A 20,656-nucleotide genomic window follows, 5' to 3' on the forward strand; every position below is an offset into this window, starting at 1 on the left:
TGGCGGGAGCTGCCCGCTGCGAACGTGGAGCACGACAGCATGGGGCGGGCGATGCGGAAGGAGATGTTCTGGAGCGGCGCGCGCGGAGCCGTTTGCGCGCTGGCGCTCGGACTGGCCTTTTCCGCGGCCTGGGCCCAGGAGCCCGTGCCGGACGCCGAGGTGGGGCAGGTCGCGCAGGAGCGGCTGGCCGACGCCGACACCTTGCTGGCGCTGACCCAGGACGGCGCCATCCTGTATGCGCAGGATCCGGTCAAGCTCAGCGGCTATCAATATTGCAGCCAGGCGGTGGCGCTGGCCGAGCAGGGGGAATTCCGGCAGAGCGTGCGCGCCGCCAGCAAGGCCCTGCACCTGGCCCAGGCCACCAAGGATCCCAACCTGGCCGCGCTGGCCAATCGCGACCTGGCGATCGCCTACAGCTACGCGGGCCGCCTGGACAAGGCGGAGTCCTTCGCGCGCGAGGCGCTGCGGCATACGCCCAAGGAACCCGAGAAGGTCCTGGGCCCGGTGCACAAGGTGCTGGGCGACGTCGAGGCCCGGCGCGGCGACTATCCCGCCGCGATCAAGAGCTACGAGGCGGCCCTGGCCAGCAGTTCGGAACGCTACGCGCCCCTGGTGCGGGTGTCGCTGGTCAATGCGCTGGCCGAGACCGGCGACGCCGCGCGGGCGCGGCAGATGCTGGACGCCACCGCGCAGCCGTCCGATCCGGTCCTGGCCACGCAATGGCAGCGCACGCGCGCGCGGGTCCTCTTGGCCGAGAACCGGCCGCAGGAAGCGGCGGACCTGTACCGTTCGCTCACGACGCGGCAGACCGGCACCGACAGCGGCTACTACCGGTTGTGGGCTTGGGACGGCGTGGCGCGCAGCGAGATGGCGCTGGGCAACAAGCCGGCGGCGGCCGACGCGCTGGGCAAGGCGCTCGACGGCGTGGACGCCGTGCGCGCGCGTTTCCGCAGCGACGAATTCAAGATGGGCCTGTTCTCGGACATGCAATCCGTGTTCGAGCGCGCGATCGGCCTCTACAGCGATCTCGGCAATGCGTCGGCTGCGTTCGAACTGAGCGAACGCAGCCGCAGCCGCGCGCTGCTGGACGCGGTGCGGGGGCGCGGCAGCGTGCCGGATGCCGCCATGGCCACGCTGTCGCTGTCGGGCCTGCAGCAGTCCCTGGCGCCCGACGAACGCGTGATCCAGTTCCATGCCCTGCCCGAGCGCCTCCAGGCATGGATCGTGGGGCCGTCCGAACTGCGGGAAGTGTCCATTCCCATTGGACGCGACGACCTGGCGAAACTGGTCGACGCCTTGCGCGATCTGATCGTCAACGGCAAGCGCGGCGCGGTGGATGGGGCGGCCAAGGTGGGCGAACTGCTGATCGCGCCGCTGGGCATCGCGCCCGGACAGCGGCTGATCGTCGTGCCGCACGGCCCGCTGCACTATCTGCCGTTCCAGGCGCTGCGCCTGAACGGCGCCTACCTGATCGAAAGCCACGCGATGTCGGTGGCGCCGTCGATGAGCATCGCCGTGCAACTGGCGCGTCGCACGCCGCGCGTCTCGCCCACGCTGACCGCCTTCGGCAATCCACGCATCGAGGACCAGTACGACCTGCCCGGCGCGGAGCGCGAGGTGCAGGAACTGGCGCGGCTGTTCCCGCAGAAGAACGTCTACATGGGCACGGCCGCCACCAAGACCCAGTTCAAGGAAGCCGCCGCCCGCGCGCCCCTGATCCACGTGGCCGCCCACGCGCAGGCCGACACCGTGGATCCGCTTTATTCGCGCATCCTGCTGGCCAACGAGGACGGCCGGCAGAGCTTCCTGGAGGCGCGCGAGATCCTGGGGCTGGACATGAACCGCACGGCCCTGGTCACGCTGTCGGCGTGCGAGTCGGGGCTGGGGCGGATCGCGCAGGGCGACGAGGTGCTGGGCTTCACGCGGTCCTTTCTGTCCGCCGGATCCTCCAGCCTGATCGCGTCGTTGTGGCCGGTGTCCGATGATGCGGCGGAGCTGCTGATGAGCACCCTGTACGCCGAACTGGCCAAGGGCAGCGACATCCAGCGGGCGATGCAGGCCGGCCAGCTTGCCGTCCTCAAGCGTAACAAGATGGCGCACCCGTTCTTCTGGGCGCCGTTCAACCTGATCGGGAACTGGCGCCTGACGGTGGAGGGCTGAAGCATGCGGGGTGCCGACAAGACATGGAATCGCCGGGGCATTGCCGCCGCGGCGATGGGGCTGGCGTGCTCGGCCGCGCTGGCGCAGACGCCCGGGCCGCTGGCGCAGGCGCCGTCGCAGCGCCTGCCCGAGCCGCCCGCGCCCGCCGCGCAAGCGGGCTTCCGCTTGCAGCAGGTGAGCTTCACCGGCGCCGCCGCCATACCCGTGGAGGAGTTGCAGGCGCTCGCGGCCGGATATGTGGGGCGCGACGTTTCGCTGTCCGACCTGGAGGCGCTGGCGAGGGACGTGACCGGGCTGTATCGCAGCCGCGGCTACTTCCTGGCCCAGGCGCTGGTGCCGGTGCAGACCGTGCGCGACGGCCGGGTCGAGATCAGCGTGGTCGAGGGGCGCCTGGGCAAGGTGGACATCCAGGTCGCGCCGGACGCGCCGATCTCCGAGGGGCGCATCCGCGCCTACCTCGCGCCGCTGCAGCCGGGCCAGCCGGTCAGCGCGCAAAGCTACGAACGCGCCATGCTGCTGCTGTCCGACCTGCCCGGCATCAAGGTGTCGTCCGGCCTGCAGGAAGGCAGCGAGCCCGGCACGACGGACCTGGTGGTCGAGGTGACCCAGGCGCGGCGCGTGACCTTCGCCTTCGACGCGGACAACCACGGCACGCGCGAATCGGGCCGGGTCCGCGCGGGCGGCACCATGCGCGTGGCCAGCCCGCTGGGCCTGGGCGACAACCTGGACGCCCGCCTCATGATGTCCGAGGGCAATTCGGTGAACTTCGGGCGGCTGGGCTACGAGGCGCCGCTGGGCACGGACGGCCTGCGCCTGGGCGCGGGTATCTCGCGCGTGCGTTATGAGCTGGGACAGCCCTGGTCGCAACTGGGCGCGAAGGGACGGGCCACGGTGGCCGACCTGTCGCTGAACTATCCGGTCATCCGGCAGCGCGGCCAGAACCTGTTCCTGCGCCTGGGCGTGGACCACAAGGAACTGCGCGACGATCTTTCCATGTTCTCGTATTCGGCGCGCAAGAACATCGTGGGCGTTGGGCTGGGGTGGAGCTGGGAGCGGCGCGACGAATTGTTCGGCGGCGGCTACTGGGCCAGCACCGGCACGCTGTACCACGGCCGCCTGGACATCAAGGACGACCTGACGCGCGCGATGGACCAGGGCCCGGCGGGCCACCGGACCGACGGCGGATTCACCAAGCTGACCTGGCAGGTGTCGCGCCTGCAATCCGTGCTGCCGCGCCATAGCTTGTACGTGTCCCTGGGCGGGCAGCTTACCAATGGCAACCTGGATGCGTCCGAGAAGCTGGCGCTGGGCGGGGCCCGCGCCGTGCGCGCCTTTCCGTCCAGCGAACTGCTGGTGGACGAGGGCGTGCTGGGCGTGGTCGAGTGGCGCTGGTCCGCCACCGAGGACCTGACGCCTTACGTGTTCTACGACGTGGGCAAGGGCCGGATGTTCCATACGCCCACCAGCCTGGACACCAACAACACCCGCAGCATGCAGGGCTTCGGCATTGGCGCCGTCTGGTCGCGGCCGGGCGATTTCATGGTGAACGTCTCGCTGGCGTGGCGCCGCAACACCTCGGCGCCGGTCACCGATGGCGGCGATCGCAAGCCCAGGATCTTCGTGCAATTCCAGAAAGTGTTTTAAGGGCCCGGGGGCGGCGGGGGACCGGCGCCCACGGCGCGCGAACCGCGCTCCGGGACCAGGAGAATCACATGAGTGCAGCTAGCCGTTCCTCGCGCAAGGCCCGCGGGCCCGCGTTCCCGGCGCCGGAGGCGCGCTGGAATCCTCGTCCGCTGGCGCTGGCCCTTGCCCTGGTGGGCACCAGCGCGGGCGCCCAGATGCCGACCGGATTCAACCCCGTGCAGGGCAGCGTGCTCGCGCCCGTCACGAGCGGCAATACCATGTCCATCCAGCAGCAGAGCGATCGGGCCATCATCGAGTGGGGCACGTTCTCGATCGGCGCGGGCAATGCGGTCCGCTTCCTGCAGCCCGGCGCCTCCAGCATCGCGCTGAACCGGGTGTTGGGCGGGGACCTGTCGCGGATCTCGGGCGAGCTGTCGGCCAACGGCCGGATCTTCCTGATCAATCCCGCGGGCGTGCTGTTCGGGCAGGGATCGAAGGTGGAAACCGGCGGCCTGGTCGCCTCGACGCTCAACATCAGCAACGCCGACTTCATGGCGGGCCGTTTCCGGTTCGAGCGCGACGACGCCAACAACGCCTCCGTGACGAACCTGGGGACCCTGACCGCGCCGGGATCGACCATCGCCCTGATGGCCGCGACGGTGGTCAACGGCGGCGAAGGGAAGATCGTGGCCGACGGCGGCACCGTGGGGCTGGTGTCGGCCCGCCAGGTGACCCTGGACTTCCAGGGCGATGGCCTGACCACGTTCCGCTTCGCGCCGGACGCCGGCGCCAGCATGGCCGCGGTCAGCAACGAAAGCGGCGCGGTGCTCCAGGCCAACGGCGGCCGGGTGGCGGTGCTGGCCGATTCGACCCAGGTGGCGCAGCGCGTGGTCAACCAGCAGGGCACGATACGCGCGCAATCGCTGACCGCGCGCAATGGCGAGATCATCCTGGGCGCATCCGGCCAGGCCGACGTGACGGTGGGCGGCACGCTGGATGCGTCGGGCGCCGCGGGGACATCGGGAGGTACCATCCGTGTCGAGGCCGGGGGCATCCGGACCGGCTCGGCGCGCCTGGATGCCTCCGGCGACGGCGGCGGCGGAGGCATCGAGCTGGAAGGCCGGCGCGCGATCACGATGGACGCAAGCAGCAGCCTGCATGCGGATGCGCTGGCCTCCGGCCATGGCGGGACCATCGACATCGATGCCCCGGGGCTGCACGCGGCGGGCATCATGACGGCGAATGCCGCGGGCAACGGCGCGGGTGGCGCCGTCACGACGTCGGGCGGCGTGGTCGAGGTCGGGGCGGCCCATGTCTCGGCGGCCGGCGCGGGCAGCGGCGCGAATGGCAAGTGGACGATCGCCTCGCAGGGCGACGTGACCGTGGGCGCCGCGCCGGCGGCACGGCCCGCCACCGAGGTATCCGCGGCCGACGGCGACAGCCGCGTGTCGGGTGGCGCCGTGGGCGAAGCACTGGGGAACCGCACCGACGTGACCGTGGCCGCCACCGGCTTCGCGCTCGACGGCGGCCGGGGGCAGAGCGGCAACGTCGTGTTCGACGGTGACGCGAGTGTGGTCAAGACCCAGGGCGGAACGTCGACCTTGCGCGTGGATGCCATGCGCAACATCGACATGGGGAACGGATCGCGCATCGAATCGCAGGCGGGCGCGCTGAACGTGGAATTCAACGCCGACTCCTCGGGCAAGGCCGCGATGCGCCGGCTGGAGGGCGCCAGCGATTTCGCCGAGGAAAGCGGCGGCAGCATCGACCTGGAAGGCGCCACCATCGCCACCCGGGGCGGGGACCTGCGCCTGTTCGGACAAAGCGATGTCGCCGGCGGCAAGGCCATCGGCGGCACGTCCTTCGTGAACGGCCGGGCGCAGACCCGCCGCACCGGCATCTTCGTGGGCTGGAGCGACGTGTCGCTGTGCGCCGACGATGCCTGCGCGGCGGGCGGCTCGCTGGCGGCGGCGGGGACCGGCATCACCACCGTCGATGCGACCTCCACCCGGGGCGTGGAAGGGGGCGAAGGCGTCGCCTTCAGCGGGACCGGCGTGGCGGCGGGCGGCGACATCTCGATCACCGGCCGTGGCGGCGTGGCGGCGGCAGGCGTACGGATAGACGGGCGCCGCGAAGGCGGCACCCAGCACCCTATGAGCGCCGGGGGCGACATCACCATCGTCGGCACGGCGGCTGACGCCACGCTGGCCAACAATCTTCCCGTGGACACCGCGGAGGCCGGCGTGGCGATCCGGAACACGACCTTGTCGGCGGGCGGCGACGTGACGATAGACGGCAAGGGTTCCAATCTGGATGCGCTGACCCGGTCGCCCGACATCTTCGGCGTGCTCGGCTACGACATCATCGAGGCCATCGATGGCGTGCATATGCTCGATACCCGGGTGCTGGCCGGTCCCCGCCGCGACATCCTGATCACCGGGGCTGCGGGCGGCGACGGCTTGATCATCGATAGCGGATCAGGATCGACCTACTCCGCCATCGCCGCGCGCGGCGTACGCATCGAGAAAAGCGTGGAGGCGCTGGAAGCGCCGGGCGGGACGGCGCCCGACATCGCCACGGACGGCGGGCGCATCCGCATCGCCGGCCGCGACAGCGACATCTGGCTGGCGGGCGAACCGACCAAGGTGGGCGCGACGCTGCAGGTGGATGCCGGCAGCGCGGACGGCCGGGGGGGCAGCGTCGAGGTTACCGGACGCAACGTGGGGGTGCTGGGTGCGACTGCGCTGCTGGCCGATGGCGCTACCGGCGGGGGCGAGGTGACGGTGCAGGCCGAGGCCGTGGCGGCGGTGGACGACTTCGCGCGCGTGCAGGCCAACTCGACCGGCGCCAATGGCGACGGCGGCAAGCTGCTGTTGACGGGGCAGGACGGCCTGCGTGTCCATGGTTCGCTCCAGGCGCGCGGCACGGGCGCGGGGAATGGCGGGCGGATCGAGACTTCCGGCGGCGGCGTGGATGCCAGCGGCGTCCGGATCAACGCCGGGACCGGCACCGGCGCGGCCGGAAACTGGATCGTCGATCCCTACGACGTCCGCATCGTCCACGGCGTGGGACCCGGCGCGCCGGTGGACAGTCCGTTCGAGGCCGTGGCCGACACCACCATCCAGGATTCGAGCATCAACACCGCCCTGGACGCGGGCACGAGCGTGCGCATAGGGACCGGGGCGGGCAGCGGCACGGGCGGCGACATCACCATCGCCAGCGGCGTGGATATCCGCCGCACGACCGGCGCGGCGCCGCTGGAGTTCGCGCTGGACGCCTACCGCGGCATACAGGGCGATTCGTTCAGCATCGTGTCCGAGGCGGGCGCGCTCGACCTGGCGTTCAACAGCAACGCCAGCGGCACTTTGTCGGGCGACCAGTCCATCGCCTTCCAGAATGCGACGCTGACCACCAACGGCGGATCGGTCAGCCTGTATGGCCAGAGCGACCCGGTCGCGGGCAGCGCCAGTTCCAACCGCGGGCCGGCCATCCGCCTGGTGGACAGCTTCATCGACACGCGCGTCGGCCAGAGCGATGCCGGCGCCGGCGGGAACGTCGTGCTGCGGGGCGCGGGCGACGGGGTGACCAGCGTGGACATCCAGGGCGGCCGCATCGACGCGGCCACCGGCAGCGTCACGGTGCGCGGCGTTTCTTCCAACTATGGGGAGGGCGTGCAGATAACGTCGGGCGGCAGCGACGACGCCAGCATCACGACCACCGCCGGCAACATCTCCATCGTCGGTATCGGCGGCAGCGATTCGTCGGCGGGCGCGGAAGGCGTCAGGCTGGAGGGGGCGCACGTGCAGTCCGCCAGCGGCGACGTGGATGTGCGCGGATTGGCGCAGGGCGCGGGCACGACCGCCGCCGGCGTGATCCTGGAAGGTTCCTCGTTGGTCGCGCAGGCGGGCCGGGTACGGGTGGCGGGGCAATCCGAAGGCAGCGGCCTGGGCATCGACCTGCAAGGCGGATCGTCCAGCCTGTCGTCGCACGCCATCGACGGCCAGCAAGGCGTGGTCCTGCGGGCCGACAACGACGGCAGTGCCGATGCGATTGCGCTCGAGGCTTCGGTCAGGTCGGGCGTGTCGATCAACCTGCGGCCGGGCGGCGTCGATGCCGCGGGCAACGCCACCGATCATGCCGCCACCCGGATTTCCGTGGGCGGGGCGGGCGGCAACGGGTTCTCGCTGTCGGATGCCGACATGGGGAACCTGGACGCGCCCAATCTCATCATCGGCAGCAATACCCATGCCGCCGACATCTCGGTGGACGGCGCCGTGGCGACGGCCGGCAACCTGACCCTGCAGAACGAAGGGGGCGGGGCGATCGCGATGGGCGGCGGCGTGACGGCCGCCACGCTGGCGCTGCTGGCGGGCGGAAACGTCACCCAGTCGCCCACCGCCGCGATTGCCGCGAATGCGCTGACGGCCCGGTCGGCCACGGGCGACGTCGTGCTGACCCACCCGGGCAATGCCGTGGCCACGGTTTCCGGCGGCGCGGCGGGCGATTTCCGCTACGTCGACGCCGACGGCATCACGATAGGCAGCGTGTCGGCCCTGGGCATGGACGCAGCGACGAACGCGGTGCAGAACCGCACGCAGGATGGCATCTCGGCCGACCGCGCCATCGTGCAGGCCCGTTCCGGGAACGTCACGACCAACGCCGCGATCACCGCGCCGACGGCCATCACGCTGCAGGCGGATGCCGGCGCCATCCAGCTCAACCGGACCCTGGACAGCGGTTCGGTCGCCCTGCTGGCGTCCGGCGCGATCGGCCAGCAGGCGGGCGCCGCCATTACCGCCGGCACGCTGGTCGCCCGTTCGACCGGCGCGGGCGTGACGCTGACGGACGCGGGCAACCGGGCCGGGATCCTGGCGGGCGGCGCGGCCACCGATTTCCGCTATGCGGACGCCGACGGCCTGACCCTGGGGAATGCCTCCGTCGTGGGCCACGACGCCGCGGGCAACGTGCAGACCGTTGCCGTATCGGGCGTCTCGGCCGGCACGGCGCAGATCGCGGCCCGCAAGGGCGACCTGGACGTCGCCGCCGCCGTCTCGGCTGCCGATCTGCTCAGCCTGCAGGCCGATACCGGCGCGATCGGGGTGGGCGCCGCGGTCCAGGGGCGTACGGTGGCGCTGCTGGCCAGCGGCGACATCACGCAGGCCGCCACCGGCGCCATTGCCGGCGACGCACTGCTGGCCCGGTCCACGGCGGGCGACGTCCTGCTGGCGGCGGGGAACAATGACGTGCGCACGCTGGCGGCATCCGCCGCGGGCGACCTGCGCTATCGCGGCAGCGGCGACCTGGCGGTGGCAACGGTGACGGCGGGTGCGCTGGACGCCGTCGGCGCGCCGCAGGCCGTCGCGGCCTCGGGCCTGACGGCCACCGATGCGATCGTGCAGGCGACCACGGGCAACCTGTCGGTCCAGGCGGCTTCAAACGCATCCAACGGGCTGACCTTGCAGGCGGACGCGGGAAGTGTGCAGGTCGGGCAATCGCTGCAGGCGGGAACCGTGGCCCTGCTGGCCCGCGGAGACATCGGCCAACAGGCCGGCGCCGGCATCACGGCGGACACGCTGGCGGTCTGGTCGACGGCCGGGGCGGTGACGCTGACCGCCGCCGGCAACGACGCCGGGGTGTTCGCGGGCAGTGCGGCCACCGAGCTGCGCTACGCGGACGCGAACGCGCTGACCGTCGGCGAGGCCATCGTCGCCACTCAGGATGCGGCGGGCGGGCTGTCGTCATCGACCGTGGCCGGCGCGCAGGCCGGCACGGTGCGGCTCGCGGCGCGGACGGGGAACCTGACGGTCGCCTCGGGCGTGACGGCCACCGATGCCGCCAGCCTGCAGGCCGATGCCGGCGCCGTGGCCGTGAACGCCGCGGTGCGGGCCCGGACCGTGGCATTGCTCGCCACAGGCGACGTGACCGAATCGACCTCCGGCGGCATCGCGGCCGATGCGCTGCTGGCGCGTTCGACCGGCGGCGACGTGCTGCTGGAGAACGGCGGCAACGACGTGCGCGCACTGGCCGGTAGCGCGGCCGGCAGCCTGGGCTATCGCGGCGCCGGCGACCTGGCCGTGACGGCCGTGGCGGCCAGCATGCTCGATGCGGCGGGCGCGCCGCAGGCGGCCTCCGCCTCGGGCGTGACGGCCCAGGATGCGTCCGTGCGGGTCACCTCGGGCAATCTGTCCATCGCCGCCGCATCGGCCGCGGCGGGGGGGCTGTCGTTGCAGGCGGACACCGGCAACGTCGCGCTCGGGCAGTCCGTGCAGGCGGCCACGGTCGCGCTGCTTGCCGGCGGCGACATCGGCCAAAGCGCGTCGGGAACCATCACCGCCGACGGTTTGGCGGCCCGCAGCACCGGCGGCAGCGTCGGCCTGGACCAGGCCTCGAACCGCGTCGGGACGGTGGCGGGCGGGGCCCGCGACGCATTCGCCTATACGGATGCGGACGCCCTGCGCATAGGCGAGGTCACGCTGCCGACCCTGGGATCGGGCGAGGGCGTGCTGGCGGGCGCCGAGCGAGGCATCGCCGCCGCTTCCTCGGTCGTGCGCACCCAGTCCGGCGACCTGACGCTGGATGCGGACGTGACCGGCGGCACCGCCGACCTGGTGGCGGCGGCGCGCTTCCAGAATCCGGACGGCGCCCGCATCGATACCTCCGGGCGCTGGCGCGTGTGGGCCGACACCTGGGAGGGCGAGACGCGCGGCGGCATGGCCGGCTCGGGCACGCTGCCCAACCTGTACGGCCGCGCCTATGGCGCGTCCATCGCCGACGCGGACAACCACTTCATCTACCGGCAACAACCGACGGTGACCGTGACGCTGGACAGCGCAGCGCGGCCGGCCGGCATCGGCAATCCCGCCCTGGGCTACACCCTGGACGGCCTGATCCTGGGCGATACCGGGGCGGGCATCAGCGGCACGGCCGGCTCGGCCGCCAATGCGTCGAGCCCGGCCGGCACCTATGCCGTGACGGCGGCCACACCCTTCGTCTCGGCCGAGGGATATCTCATCAACGTCGTGCCGGGCGTGCTGACCGTGAACAGCTACACCCTGCCCAGCGTGGACCTGCAGCGCGAGATACCGACCACCTATCTGTACGACCGGAACCTGGCCCCCGTGGCCATGTGTTTCGCCACCGGACCGATAGCCGGCGACCGGGTCGAGCAGGCGGGCGACGTGCTGGCCCGGGAATGGTCCCGGGTGCGGACGCGGCCGAACCTGAGCAACTGCGTGTCCACCGATCGCCGGAACGCCTGCTCGGACTTCTAGAGACTGGCCGACCGGGCACCGCGCCCGGCCGGCGTCCAGCGCCCCAGCAGCGCGCGCAGCTTGGCGGGCGCGACCGGCTTGGTCAGCAGCGTGACCGAGGCTTCGCGTATCCGCTGCAGGATGTCCGGCGTGGTCGTGCCCGAGATCATGATGGCGGTGGCGCGCGGCCGCAGCTCCCGCGCCTGCAGCAGCAGCGCGAGTCCGTCGTCGCTGTCGCCCAGTTGCAGGTCGCACAGGATCACGTCGTAGCGCCGGCTCGCGTCGCGCAGTTTGCGCAGCGCGTCGTCGGCGGTGCGCGCCTGGTCCACGCGGCAGTTCCATTGCCGCAGCAGGTGGGCCGTTCCTTCCAGGATGGCCTCGTCGTCGTCGATCAGCAGACAGTCCAGGTCCAGGGAGGTCGCGCCGGCGGCCTCGGGGGCGGCGGCCAGGGGCGCCACGGGCGGTGCATCGGTTGCCGGCAGCAGCAGCGAGAACGTGCTGCCCCGGCGCAGCGCGGACCGCACGCGGATGTCGGTGCGCAGCAGGCGGGCGATGCGGGCGCAGATGGACAGCCCCAGGCCGAAGCCGTTGCGTCGGTCGCGCTGGGGATTGGCGACCTGGTAGAACTCTTCGAAGATGCGCGACTGCTGGATGGGCGCGACGCCTATGCCGTTGTCGCGGACCTCGATCCGCGTGCCGCCGCCGTCGCGCCGCGCGGCCACCAGTACCCGGCCGCCCTCGCTGTGGCGCACGGCGTTGCGCACCAGGTTGTCCAGCACGCGCATGACCAGGCTGGCATCGGTCATGACCGCGCGGCCCCGGTCGCGCCACACCAGGTCCACGCCCGCCTCGCGCGCGATCGCCCCATGCATGGCGTCGAGCTGCTCGAACAGGTCGCGCACGCGCACCGGCGCGTAGGACGGCGACAGCACGTTGGCGTCGAGCCGGGAAATGTCCAGCAGCGCGTCCAGCAGCGCGCTCATGACCTGGGTGCCTTCCTGCAGGCGCTGCATGGCGGGCAACTGCGCCGCGCTGGCGGTGGGCAGCAGGCCGTCGATGAACAGCCCCATCGCATGCACCGGCTGGCGCAGGTCGTGGCTGGCCGTGGCCAGGAAGCGCGTGCGCGAACGCGTGGCCTGCTCGGCCTGCGACAGCCGCGCCAGCGCTTCCCGGGTGGCGGCCTGGATGCGCTCTTCCTGCGACGAATAGGCGTCCTGCAGGCGCTGCGCCATGTGGTCGACGTCGCTGGCCAGGGCGGCGATCTCGTTGCGGCCACAGGGGCCGCAGCGCGCGTCCAGCTTGCCGCCCTGCAGCGACGAGACGGTCGCCGAGATCCGCTTGAGCGGACGGGCGACGGCGCGCGCCATGTGGCGGGCCGACAGCCAGGCCAGCAGCAGGGCCGTGCCGCCTATCAGGCCGCCGGCCAGCATCGAGGCGGCGCGCGCGCTCCGGTGCTCGGCGTCGTCCAGGAACACCCGCACGGTGCCGATGTCCAGCGCCGGTCCGCCGGGGCGGGGGTAGTCGGTCAGGCCGCGCGTGGCGCGCAGGCGCACCGGTTCGGCGAAGGGGCGGGCATGCTTGAGCTTTTCCGATTCGGGGCCGGCCGCGATGGCGATGCCCGTGCCGTTGCCGATCTCGACGCGCGAGGCGATGCCCTTGGCCACCATGTTCTCGGCCAGGTCGCGCAGCGTTTCCACGTCGCCGGCATACAGGCTCAGGTCGCTGGCCACGGCCAGTTGCCGCGCGATCGCCGCGCCGTTGGCGCGGAAGGCCTGCTCCAGCGCATCCAGCCGCTCGTGAGTGAACCACAGCGTCAACGCCACGGCGGCGGTGGCGCAGGGCAGCACCCCCAGTCGTATCAGGTCGCGTTGCAGGCTGTTCGATCGAAGCGCGGCGGGGAGCATGGGAGGCATGTCGGCGCGGAACCCTAGTCCCGGCGCGCCACGGCCGCCGTCAGGACGTCGTCCGGCGGCAGGGCCAGCCCCAGCCGCCTGGCCACGTGCGGGTTGGTGCGCACCGTCAGCCGCCGCGGAGCCTCGACCACGGGCGGACCTGGAGGCGCCTGCTTGAGCCGCACGGTTAGGGCATGGGCCTGTTCGGCCAGTTGCGCGCTGCCGGGCACCAGCGCCGCCAGGGCGCCGGCGCGCACCATGGCCTCGCTGGTGGCGAATACCGGCAGGTTGGCCGTGGCCGCCGATTGCAGCAGCGCCAGGGCCGCCGCGGACGTGGATCCCACCGGGTCGGGCAGCACGAGCAGCGCGTCGCTGGCGGGCACCACGGTCTGCAAGGCGCCGGTCAACGCATTGGCGTCGGGCGCGTCGGCGGCGGCGATGGCCCAGGGGCGGCCGCCGCGCGACGGATGCTGGGCCGGCCAGGTCAGGGCCGCGCTGGCCAGTTCGCGCATCAGCGGTTCGGCCTGGGGCGCGGTCACGACCCCCACCCGGCGCTTGCCGGGCAGCACGGCGTCGATCAGGCTGAGCTGTTCGGCCGCGGCAGGGTCGCGCAGCAGCACGCCTATGGCGCGCTCGGGGCGGCGCAGCGCGGGCAGCGCGCGCAACTCCTCGTATTCCAGGCGGCCCAGCAGGGCCAGCAGGACCGGTTCATTACCGGCGCGCTGGACCACGGCCCGGGCCGCCCTGGGGCCCACGGCGACCAGGACGCCCGGGTCGCCGCTCTCGGCGCGGACCGGCGGCGGCGAAGCCGATGCGCCCGTGTCGGGCAGCATGGAGCCGCGCGCGCTGCGCGTGCGCACGCCGGCCAGGACGGAATCGCCGTCGTCCGCAGAGGACCGCGGCGCGCTCGCCTGCGGTCCGTCGAGCTGGCGCAGCGCGTCCAGCGGCAGGATGTCGACCTTGCCCTGGGTCAGCCGGTGCGAGGCGGCATTGACGCTGCGCAGCTGCGCGGCGAATTCGCCATACTGCTGGCCCGTATCGTCCAGGATGAGGGTCATGTCGGCCGCCCAGGGCGCGGCCAGCGGCGCGGCCAGCCATAGGGCGGCCAACCGGCGCAGGAGCGGCAACAGAGGCGCGGAGAGTCGAAACACGTTGCAAGGATTCGTGGAAGCTGTATCCGCAATCTACGTAAGCCCGGCGCGCGCGGCGATAGGGCAGAGGGCCTATGCCACCGGCCGGCGCGCCGCCGGGCGCGCCAGGCCCGCGCGCGATGGGATAGGCCGCTTGGCATATCGATACGGACCGGGGATTTGCGCACACTATGGCATCCGCCTGTCCACCTTCCTGGAGTGCGCGCCATGAAAACCTCCGTCCGGCCCCGCGTCTTTCCCTCGGGTCCTCTTGCCGCCGCGGCCCTGGCCTGCGCGGCCGCCTTTGCGATCCCGCATGCGGGGCATGCCCAGTCCGGCAACTTCGGCACCGAGACGCCCTCGGTCAACCAGATCATCGACCAGCTCAAGGCCGGCGGCGGCGACGATGCCACCGCCGGCGTGCGCACGCGCGCGCTGCGCCCCGGCGCCTCGTCCCAGGCCACTGCGATGCCCGAGGCCGCGCCGGCCCCCGCCGCGCCCGCCGCCATTTCCATGCAGATCCAGTTCGCGTTCGGCTCGGACCAGATCGCCGAAAGCTCGCGTCGGTCCATCGACAACCTGGCCGCGGCGCTGGCCTCCGATGAACTGAAGGGCCGCATGTTCACCGTGGCGGGCCATACCGACGGCGTGGGGTCGGCCGACTACAACATGCGCCTGTCGCAGCGCCGGGCCGCCTCGGTCAAGACCTATCTGGTGGGCCACGGCGTCGATGCCGCGCGGCTGCGCACGGTGGGCAAGGGCCCGACCGAATTGCTGAATCCGGCCGATCCGCGCGCCGCCGAGAACCGGCGCGTGGAAATCATCGCCACCGGCTCGTAACCGCGCCGGGTTCCGGCGCGCCGCGGGAGGACCGCCATGGCCATGCACGTCGTCAACGGGGCGCTGCTGCAATGCAGCTTCGGCGTGGCGCCTTCGTCCCTGGTGGTGCTGCCCGTCAACAAGATGATGTCCTCGAGCCAGCCGGCGGCCAACATCATGGACCACAAGCCCATGGTCAACATCATGCCCTTCGGCATGTGCGCCAGCCTGGGCAACCCCTCGGTCGCCTCGGCGACCTCCGCCGCCCTGGGCGTGCTCACGCCCATGCCCTGCGTGCCGGCGACCAGTTCTCCCTGGGTACCCGGCTCGCCCACCGTCATGCTGGCCAACCAGCCGGTCCTGAACAACACCTCGACCTGCATGTGCAACTGGGGCGGGGTGATCACCATCACCATGCCGGGGCAGATGACCGAACTCGTGCCTTGACGGAACAGGGACGCCAGGCCCGCCGCTATGCCGCCTCGGTGCCCAGCACGACCTTGCCGACCCGATCGATGTCGGGCTTCTCGGGCCGGATGGCCTCGCTGTCGTCCACCCGGATATTGCTGAAGGGCGCATCGCCGGCGGGCGGTTCATCCTGGTCGCCGGCAAGCAGCGACCTGGCCTTGTCCTCGTCCGCGCCCGTGGCCTTGTCCAGCACGTCCTGCACCCCGTCCTTGCGCGCCCGGTCGACATTGCCGACCTTGTCCTTCATGTCCTTGGCGCTGTTGGCCGGGTCCAGGAAGTTGAACTTGTTGTCGCCCAGCTGGCTGACCGCGTCGTCCATCTTCTTGCCGCTTTCCCTGGCCTGTTCCGTGGCCTCCAGGAGGTTGTCCTTGGTGTGCTTGACGTCCTGGACCACGCCGGTGGCCTGCTTGATCTTGTCGCGCACCGGATTCCAGACGGTCTGCCCCACGGTATCGCCCAGGCCGAAGGCATCGAGCAGCAGGTTGAACAGCGGGAACAGGGTGTTGCGCACCTGCAGGGCCAGCAGCATGGGCAGCCGGCCCAGCCAGATCTCCATGGTCCGGGCATCCTTGCTGAACGCCTGCCCGCGCATCTTCTGCAATTCCCCGCTCAGCTCCTCGACGATGAAGTCGATGATGACGTCCAGGTGGGCGGCGTGCTTGGTCAGGAAATCGCGCAGCAGCTCCGCGCCCTTGTTGAGCAACTGTTGCTTGCCCATGCTGACCTTGCCGAGCTGGGTCTCGCCCTCGGCTTTCTTGTTGTCTCCGGGCGGAGGAAAACCCGCCAGCTTGAACACCAGGTCCACGATCATCTTGCTGAGCGCTTCGCGCGTGGACAGCGCGGTCAGCACGCGCAGGTCGCCGTCGCCGGCGGCCAGCAGCAGGTTGGTGTAGATGCGCTCGAGAATGGCGACCGAGGCCTTGGCGATTTCCCGGACCACCGTATCGACGAAGCCGGGCAGGGGCTGGATGCCGGTGCCCTCGGCGATCGCCCGCGAAATCAGCGCCGGCGCGGGAACGATCTTGTTGAGGTTCTTGAGGTCCGTACGGGGCTCGTTCCAGCGCGTGCCGCCCGAAAGCGTGGCGAAAGCCGCGGCCAGCGCATCGCTGCCGGGGCGCGTGCGTGCGCCGGAGGTCTCCAGCCAGTCGGTCAGCGATTCCTGGGCGCCCTTGGCCTTGTCCTGCGCTTCTTCGATCTTGTCCTGGGCATCGTCGACGGCCTTCTCGGCCTTGCCCAGGGGGTTGTCGGCGTAGGTCTTGGGGGGTTCGGGCGAGGCCGTGCCTTGCGCGCCCGCCGCTTCCTTCTCGAAGAACCAGATGCCGAAGGTGGGTTCGCGGCCGTCCCGTATCGCCGCCACGGAGAAGGCCCGGCAGGCTTCCTCGATACCGGCTTCGTATTCGGCGCGCGCCGCCTGGAACATGGCCTTGTAGGTATCCTGGGCCTTGAACAGGTACTTGGGAATGTCGGCAATGAATCCGCCCACCCCGCCGACGGCCCCCAGCGGCCCGGGCAGGGGCAGCGACGGCAGCCCCGCGCCGCCGCCGGCTCCCGGCTTGAAGGCCGAGGCGCACAGCACGGCAAAGTCGGCGCGCGCCTGGTGCAGGTCCACGCCGGCCTGGTGCAGGGTGGGGTAGTCGATGGATCCGGCGTTCAGTTTGTCGCCGGTGGTCTGGATCTTGACCAGCAGGGGCATGAACTGCTCGGGGCCGACCGCGGCGGATTTCTGGCCGCTGCCCAGCAGCGAGCCGACGGTTTCCATGGCGCCGCCGATCGCGCCTTGCATGTTGGTTTCGAGCACGTGTTTGGCGGCGTCGACGAAGCTGAACAGCAGCATGGTCTCGCGCAGCAGGGCGTCGCGGCAGCCTATGCCGTGTCCTGGCGGTCCCTTGCCGGCGAAGGTGTCGTTCATGTCGCCGTGGACTTTGCCGAAGTGGATGAATTCGATGGGCATGGGGCGGCTGCCGCGGTTTTCATCCGAGGATTGGCTTTCGGAGCCCTGGGCGGTGGGTTTGAGGAAGAGTTTCTGTGGTTGGCCGAGTTTGTCGTTGAGGGCTTCGCGGGCGTAGTAGTACGGTGTGCCATTGGGTACGCCACCGGCGCCGCCGCCGAGTTTGCCGGCGACGTCGTCGATCAGTCCGCCTATGGTCGAGTCTTTTCCTGCGACGCTATCGGCCTTGTCCGCTGCTGTGCCGGCGGCGCTTTCGAGTAGTCCCATCGCTTATTTCTCCTCGGTCGTCGTCGGGGCCTGCATGACGGGAGTTCTTGATCCGGTCTTGTTCGAAGCGGCGGGGCCGCCCAGCCCCTGGGGCGCAGCGGGACCGGCTTCGCTGCGCCAGCCTACCCCTGCCTGCCCCCACCCCACCAGACAAAACCGGATCAAGAACTCAATTCTTCGCGACGATTGAAGATATCCCCTACACATGGAGTTCTTCCAATTTGGCGCGGGTGGCATCATCCGGCTCGCCGGTTGCCTCCAGCCCATACTGGGTCTGGAAACGTTTGAGCGCATCACGCGTGGCGTCGCCGATGCTCCCGCTCTCGCCGCCGCAATCGAACCCGAGGTTCTCCAGCCTGCGCTGCACGCCGGCGGTGTCGCTGACCGGGCGCAGCGCGCCGATGGCGATGTCGTAGACCTCGGCTCCCTCGGACAGCGTCAGCGTGGCGCTGCGCGTCTCGCCCGGGATGGGGTGCTCCAGCTTGCCGTCGCCGTCGGTCACGCCGTGGATCACCTTGTCGCCGAAGACCAGGGTATAGGCTTCCTTGGCGCGGGGTTCGTCCAGCACCGTCAGCCGCAGCTTGAGCTTGGTGGGTTCGCCCTTGCGCGTGAACGTGTGGCGGGCGTCGACCGGCTTGCTGACCGACTTCGTGCCCTTGTCGGGAATGAAGATCTCATCGCCCGGCACGAGCTGGTTGGGGTCCTTGCGCTTGGCGCGCAGGCTGGCGTTGCTGCCGTGGTCCCAGATCGTCTTCCACAGGAAACCGTGGTCCTTGGCGATGCTGGCGATGCTGTCGTTCTCTCCCACCGTGTAGTTGGGCATGGCTTACTCCCAGGCCGAGTCGTCCAGGCCGGGGAAGCTGATCTCGCAGTTCCCCGGGTCGAGGCGGGCCACCCGCGCCACGCCTTCCTGGTCGGTGGAGCGGGTGGCCGTCTTGCCGTTGGGCAGCTTGAACTTCACGCGTTCCCCCGTCACGGGCTGGCCTTCCTCGTCCAGCAACTGGACCTCGATGTAGTGCGTCTTGTCCTTGTTCTCTTCCGACGTCTGGTCGTGCGTCGGCTCGTCGCCGTCCCCGCCGCCCTTGAAGACCTGGCCGGGGTCGGCGTGCGTGGCCAGCGCGGCCTGCATCGCCTGCATGGGGGCCACGAGCGAGGCCGCGCTGCCCGAGGCTGGGCCGCCGCCGCTGTTGATCATCACCATGGGCGCCTGGATGTAGATGCCGCCCGCCGAGATGTCGATGAAGCTGCCGCCGACCTTCAGAGACAGCTTGGCCCCGGCCTCCAGCACCACGTTCATGCCGGCCTTCAGGTAGTAGCTTTGCGAGACGGACTCGCTGTGGCTCTTGAAGGATTCGCCCACGCCGCCGTCCACCTTCACCGATTGCGAGCCCGTGATGGCCACGGCCTGCATGCCGGTGATCTTCAGGTGGTCGTCGCCGCCGATCTCGGCCACGCGGTCCTGCTTGATCTTTTCGTGGCGGTGGCGCTTGATCTCGGTCAGCCGGTCGCGCTCGACCACCAGGTGGTCGTCGTTGCCGATGGCGGTGCGGCGATCGTTCCCCACGCGCACGTCCATGTCCTTCTGGGCGTTCACGAACAGTTGTTCCTCGCCCTTCTTGTCCTCGAAGCGGATCTCGTTGAAGCCTTCGCCGCCCTTGCTCGACATGGTTTTGATGGTGGACTTGGTCTGCTCCGCGGGCAGGGCGTAGGGCGGCATGTTGTCGGCGTTGTAGACGCTGCCCACCACGATGGGCCGGTCGGGGTCGCCGTCCAGGAAGTCGACGATGACCTCCTGGCCGATGCGCGGGATGAACATCGCGCCCCATTGCCTGCCCGCCCAGACCTGGGCCACGCGCAGCCAGCACGAGCTTTTTTCGTTGCGGTGGCTGCGGCGGTCCCAGAAGAAGTGGACCTTGATGCGGCCGTACTCGTCGGTGTAGATCTCTTCGCTCTTGGGGCCCGCGACCACGGCCGTCTGCGGGCCGTTCACGCGGCCGCGCGGCGTGCGCAGCGGCGCGCGGTACGTGACCCGGTGCGGGATCACAGAGATCCGGTTGGCGTAGGTGCTGGCGTCTTCGCCGCCCAAGTCGCCCAGGTTGTTGGTGCCGCTGTGCTCCACCGACACGACCAGGTATTCCTCGTTCATCGCGTCGATGGGGTGGTCTTCCAGTTCGAACACGTAGCCCGGCGTCAGCGTGCGGACGTTGCTGGCGCCGTCCAGCGTCTCGTACTCGACTTCCTCGGCTTCGATCTCCACGCGGGTCAACTGGTCGCCGTCGGCCAGCTCGGCGTAGCCGCCGGGGTGGCGGTAGCGTTCGAACTCGGCGTTGTTGCCCACGCGGATCAGGGAATTGATCGAGACCCGCATGTCGGTGCCGGGCTTGGTGAAGTCGTAGTCGTTGGACACGTAGCGGCCGGTGCGCGAGGCGAACCGGCGCGACAGCCACGAGATGCCGTCGCGCTCTTCCAGCAGAATCTGCTGGTGGAAGGGCAGCGTGGCCGCCTCCAACTTGGGGTTGTTGTCCCGGTTGTCGGTCAGGACCATGATCTCGGCATCCTCCTCGTGGCGGAAGAAGTAGTGGATGCCCGCCCGCTCCAGCAGCCGCGAGATGAAGTTGAAGGTGGTCTCGCGGTACTGGGTGCAATAGACCAGGTCCGGGTAGTCCTCGGTCAGGTGCAGCTCGTAATCCGAGAAGCTGAATTCCTTGAACAGGGCCTCGACGATCCGGGGGATGCTCAGGTTCTGGAAGATGCGCGAATCCTCGTGCAACTGCAGGAACCAGAACCAGGGCACCACGTCGCAGACGTAGCGGGTGCTGTGGTTGTCGCCGTCGTTCTGGCGCGGCTCGCCGGCGCGCTCGAAGCTCGACACCCAGCCGGTCCAGTGGCGCTCGCCGTCCTCGGTGTAGATGCGCAGCGTCACGCGCTGGCCCAGCAGGGCGGAAGGCTTGATGTCCTCCTGTTCCGAGGCCAGCGTCAGGTGGAAGCGAAAGGGCTCGGACAGCCGTTCGTGTCCTTCGAAGCGCTCGACCAGCAGCGCGTCCTCCCCAAGCGGGGTGGCGAGGTCGAACAGGCGTTCGGCGGTGGAGATAGCCATGG

At 70.7% G+C, this 20,656-nt stretch carries 10 protein-coding genes; 5 read left to right on the forward strand and 5 right to left on the reverse strand.

Features of this window, described 5'->3' with window-relative positions:
- The first annotated feature begins 51 nt into the window (after positions 1 to 51).
- The 3 genes from EV675_RS09800 (at position 52) to EV675_RS09810 (ending at position 11,054) form a co-directional block, all read left to right on the forward strand.
- Positions 52 to 2,160, forward strand: coding sequence for a CHAT domain-containing protein (locus EV675_RS09800; RefSeq protein ID WP_242621375.1), 2,109 nt, complete (start codon positions 52 to 54; stop codon positions 2,158 to 2,160).
- 3 nt (positions 2,161 to 2,163) lie between these two features.
- A complete protein-coding gene (locus EV675_RS09805) occupies positions 2,164 to 3,804 on the forward strand; it encodes a ShlB/FhaC/HecB family hemolysin secretion/activation protein (RefSeq protein WP_130357066.1) in 1,641 nt (546 codons plus the stop codon).
- Positions 3,805 to 3,872: 68 nt separating this feature from the next.
- Positions 3,873 to 11,054 (forward strand): two-partner secretion domain-containing protein, encoded by a 7,182-nt coding sequence (locus EV675_RS09810; protein ID WP_130357067.1) that lies wholly within the window; start codon positions 3,873 to 3,875, stop codon positions 11,052 to 11,054.
- Here the strand turns inward: EV675_RS09810 and EV675_RS09815 are convergent.
- A complete protein-coding gene (locus EV675_RS09815) occupies positions 11,051 to 12,946 on the reverse strand; it encodes a hybrid sensor histidine kinase/response regulator (RefSeq protein ID WP_130357068.1) in 1,896 nt (631 codons plus the stop codon). The genes EV675_RS09810 and EV675_RS09815 overlap by 4 nt on opposite strands.
- A 14-nt stretch (positions 12,947 to 12,960) precedes the next feature.
- Positions 12,961 to 14,076: an ABC transporter substrate binding protein gene (locus EV675_RS09820; protein WP_242621376.1), complete on the reverse strand. Its 1,116-nt coding sequence runs from the start codon at positions 14,074 to 14,076 to the stop codon at positions 12,961 to 12,963.
- 207 nt (positions 14,077 to 14,283) lie between these two features.
- Here EV675_RS09820 and EV675_RS29970 point away from each other — a divergent pair, with 207 nt between their 5' ends.
- Complete coding sequence (locus EV675_RS29970) at positions 14,284 to 14,895, forward strand: OmpA family protein (RefSeq protein ID WP_130357069.1); 612 nt, start codon at positions 14,284 to 14,286, stop codon at positions 14,893 to 14,895.
- Between the two features lie 36 nt (positions 14,896 to 14,931).
- On the forward strand, positions 14,932 to 15,321 hold the full coding sequence (locus EV675_RS09830) for a DUF4280 domain-containing protein (protein ID WP_130357070.1): 390 nt from the start codon (positions 14,932 to 14,934) through the stop codon (positions 15,319 to 15,321).
- A gap of 25 nt (positions 15,322 to 15,346) precedes the next feature.
- Here the strand turns inward: EV675_RS09830 and EV675_RS09835 are convergent, their stop codons facing one another.
- The 3 genes from EV675_RS09835 to tssI all read right to left on the reverse strand — a co-directional run bounded on the left by EV675_RS09835 (position 15,347) and on the right by tssI (position 20,654).
- A complete protein-coding gene (locus EV675_RS09835) occupies positions 15,347 to 17,557 on the reverse strand; it encodes a hypothetical protein (RefSeq protein WP_130357071.1) in 2,211 nt (736 codons plus the stop codon).
- A 199-nt stretch (positions 17,558 to 17,756) separates the two neighbouring features.
- Positions 17,757 to 18,380 carry a peptidoglycan-binding protein gene (locus tag EV675_RS09840; protein ID WP_130357072.1) on the reverse strand — a complete coding sequence of 208 codons (624 nt, stop codon included), beginning with the start codon at positions 18,378 to 18,380 and terminating at the stop codon, positions 17,757 to 17,759.
- Positions 18,381 to 18,383: 3 nt separating this feature from the next.
- The gene (gene tssI / locus EV675_RS09845; protein ID WP_130357073.1) at positions 18,384 to 20,654 is read right to left on the reverse strand and encodes a type VI secretion system tip protein TssI/VgrG; all 2,271 of its coding nucleotides are present in this window, start codon (positions 20,652 to 20,654) and stop codon (positions 18,384 to 18,386) included.
- Between the last annotated feature and the right edge of the window lie 2 nt (positions 20,655 to 20,656).

The organism is Pigmentiphaga kullae, from assembly GCF_004216695.1.
Taxonomy (GTDB): domain Bacteria; phylum Pseudomonadota; class Gammaproteobacteria; order Burkholderiales; family Burkholderiaceae_B; genus Pigmentiphaga; species Pigmentiphaga kullae.

Bases quoted from the DNA above. Each gene is read 5' to 3' on its own strand.
- EV675_RS09800 (WP_242621375.1), top strand. From the start codon at position 52: ATGCGGAAGGAGATGTTCTGGAGCGGCGCGCGCGGAGCCGTTTGCGCG.
- EV675_RS09805 (WP_130357066.1), top strand. From the start codon at position 2,164: ATGCGGGGTGCCGACAAGACATGGAATCGCCGGGGCATTGCCGCCGCG.
- EV675_RS09810 (WP_130357067.1), top strand. From the start codon at position 3,873: ATGAGTGCAGCTAGCCGTTCCTCGCGCAAGGCCCGCGGGCCCGCGTTC.
- EV675_RS09815 (WP_130357068.1), bottom strand. From the start codon at position 12,946: ATGCCTCCCATGCTCCCCGCCGCGCTTCGATCGAACAGCCTGCAACGC.
- EV675_RS29970 (WP_130357069.1), top strand. From the start codon at position 14,284: ATGAAAACCTCCGTCCGGCCCCGCGTCTTTCCCTCGGGTCCTCTTGCC.
- EV675_RS09830 (WP_130357070.1), top strand. From the start codon at position 14,932: ATGGCCATGCACGTCGTCAACGGGGCGCTGCTGCAATGCAGCTTCGGC.
- EV675_RS09835 (WP_130357071.1), bottom strand. From the start codon at position 17,557: ATGGGACTACTCGAAAGCGCCGCCGGCACAGCAGCGGACAAGGCCGAT.
- EV675_RS09840 (WP_130357072.1), bottom strand. From the start codon at position 18,380: ATGCCCAACTACACGGTGGGAGAGAACGACAGCATCGCCAGCATCGCC.
- tssI (WP_130357073.1), bottom strand. From the start codon at position 20,654: ATGGCTATCTCCACCGCCGAACGCCTGTTCGACCTCGCCACCCCGCTT.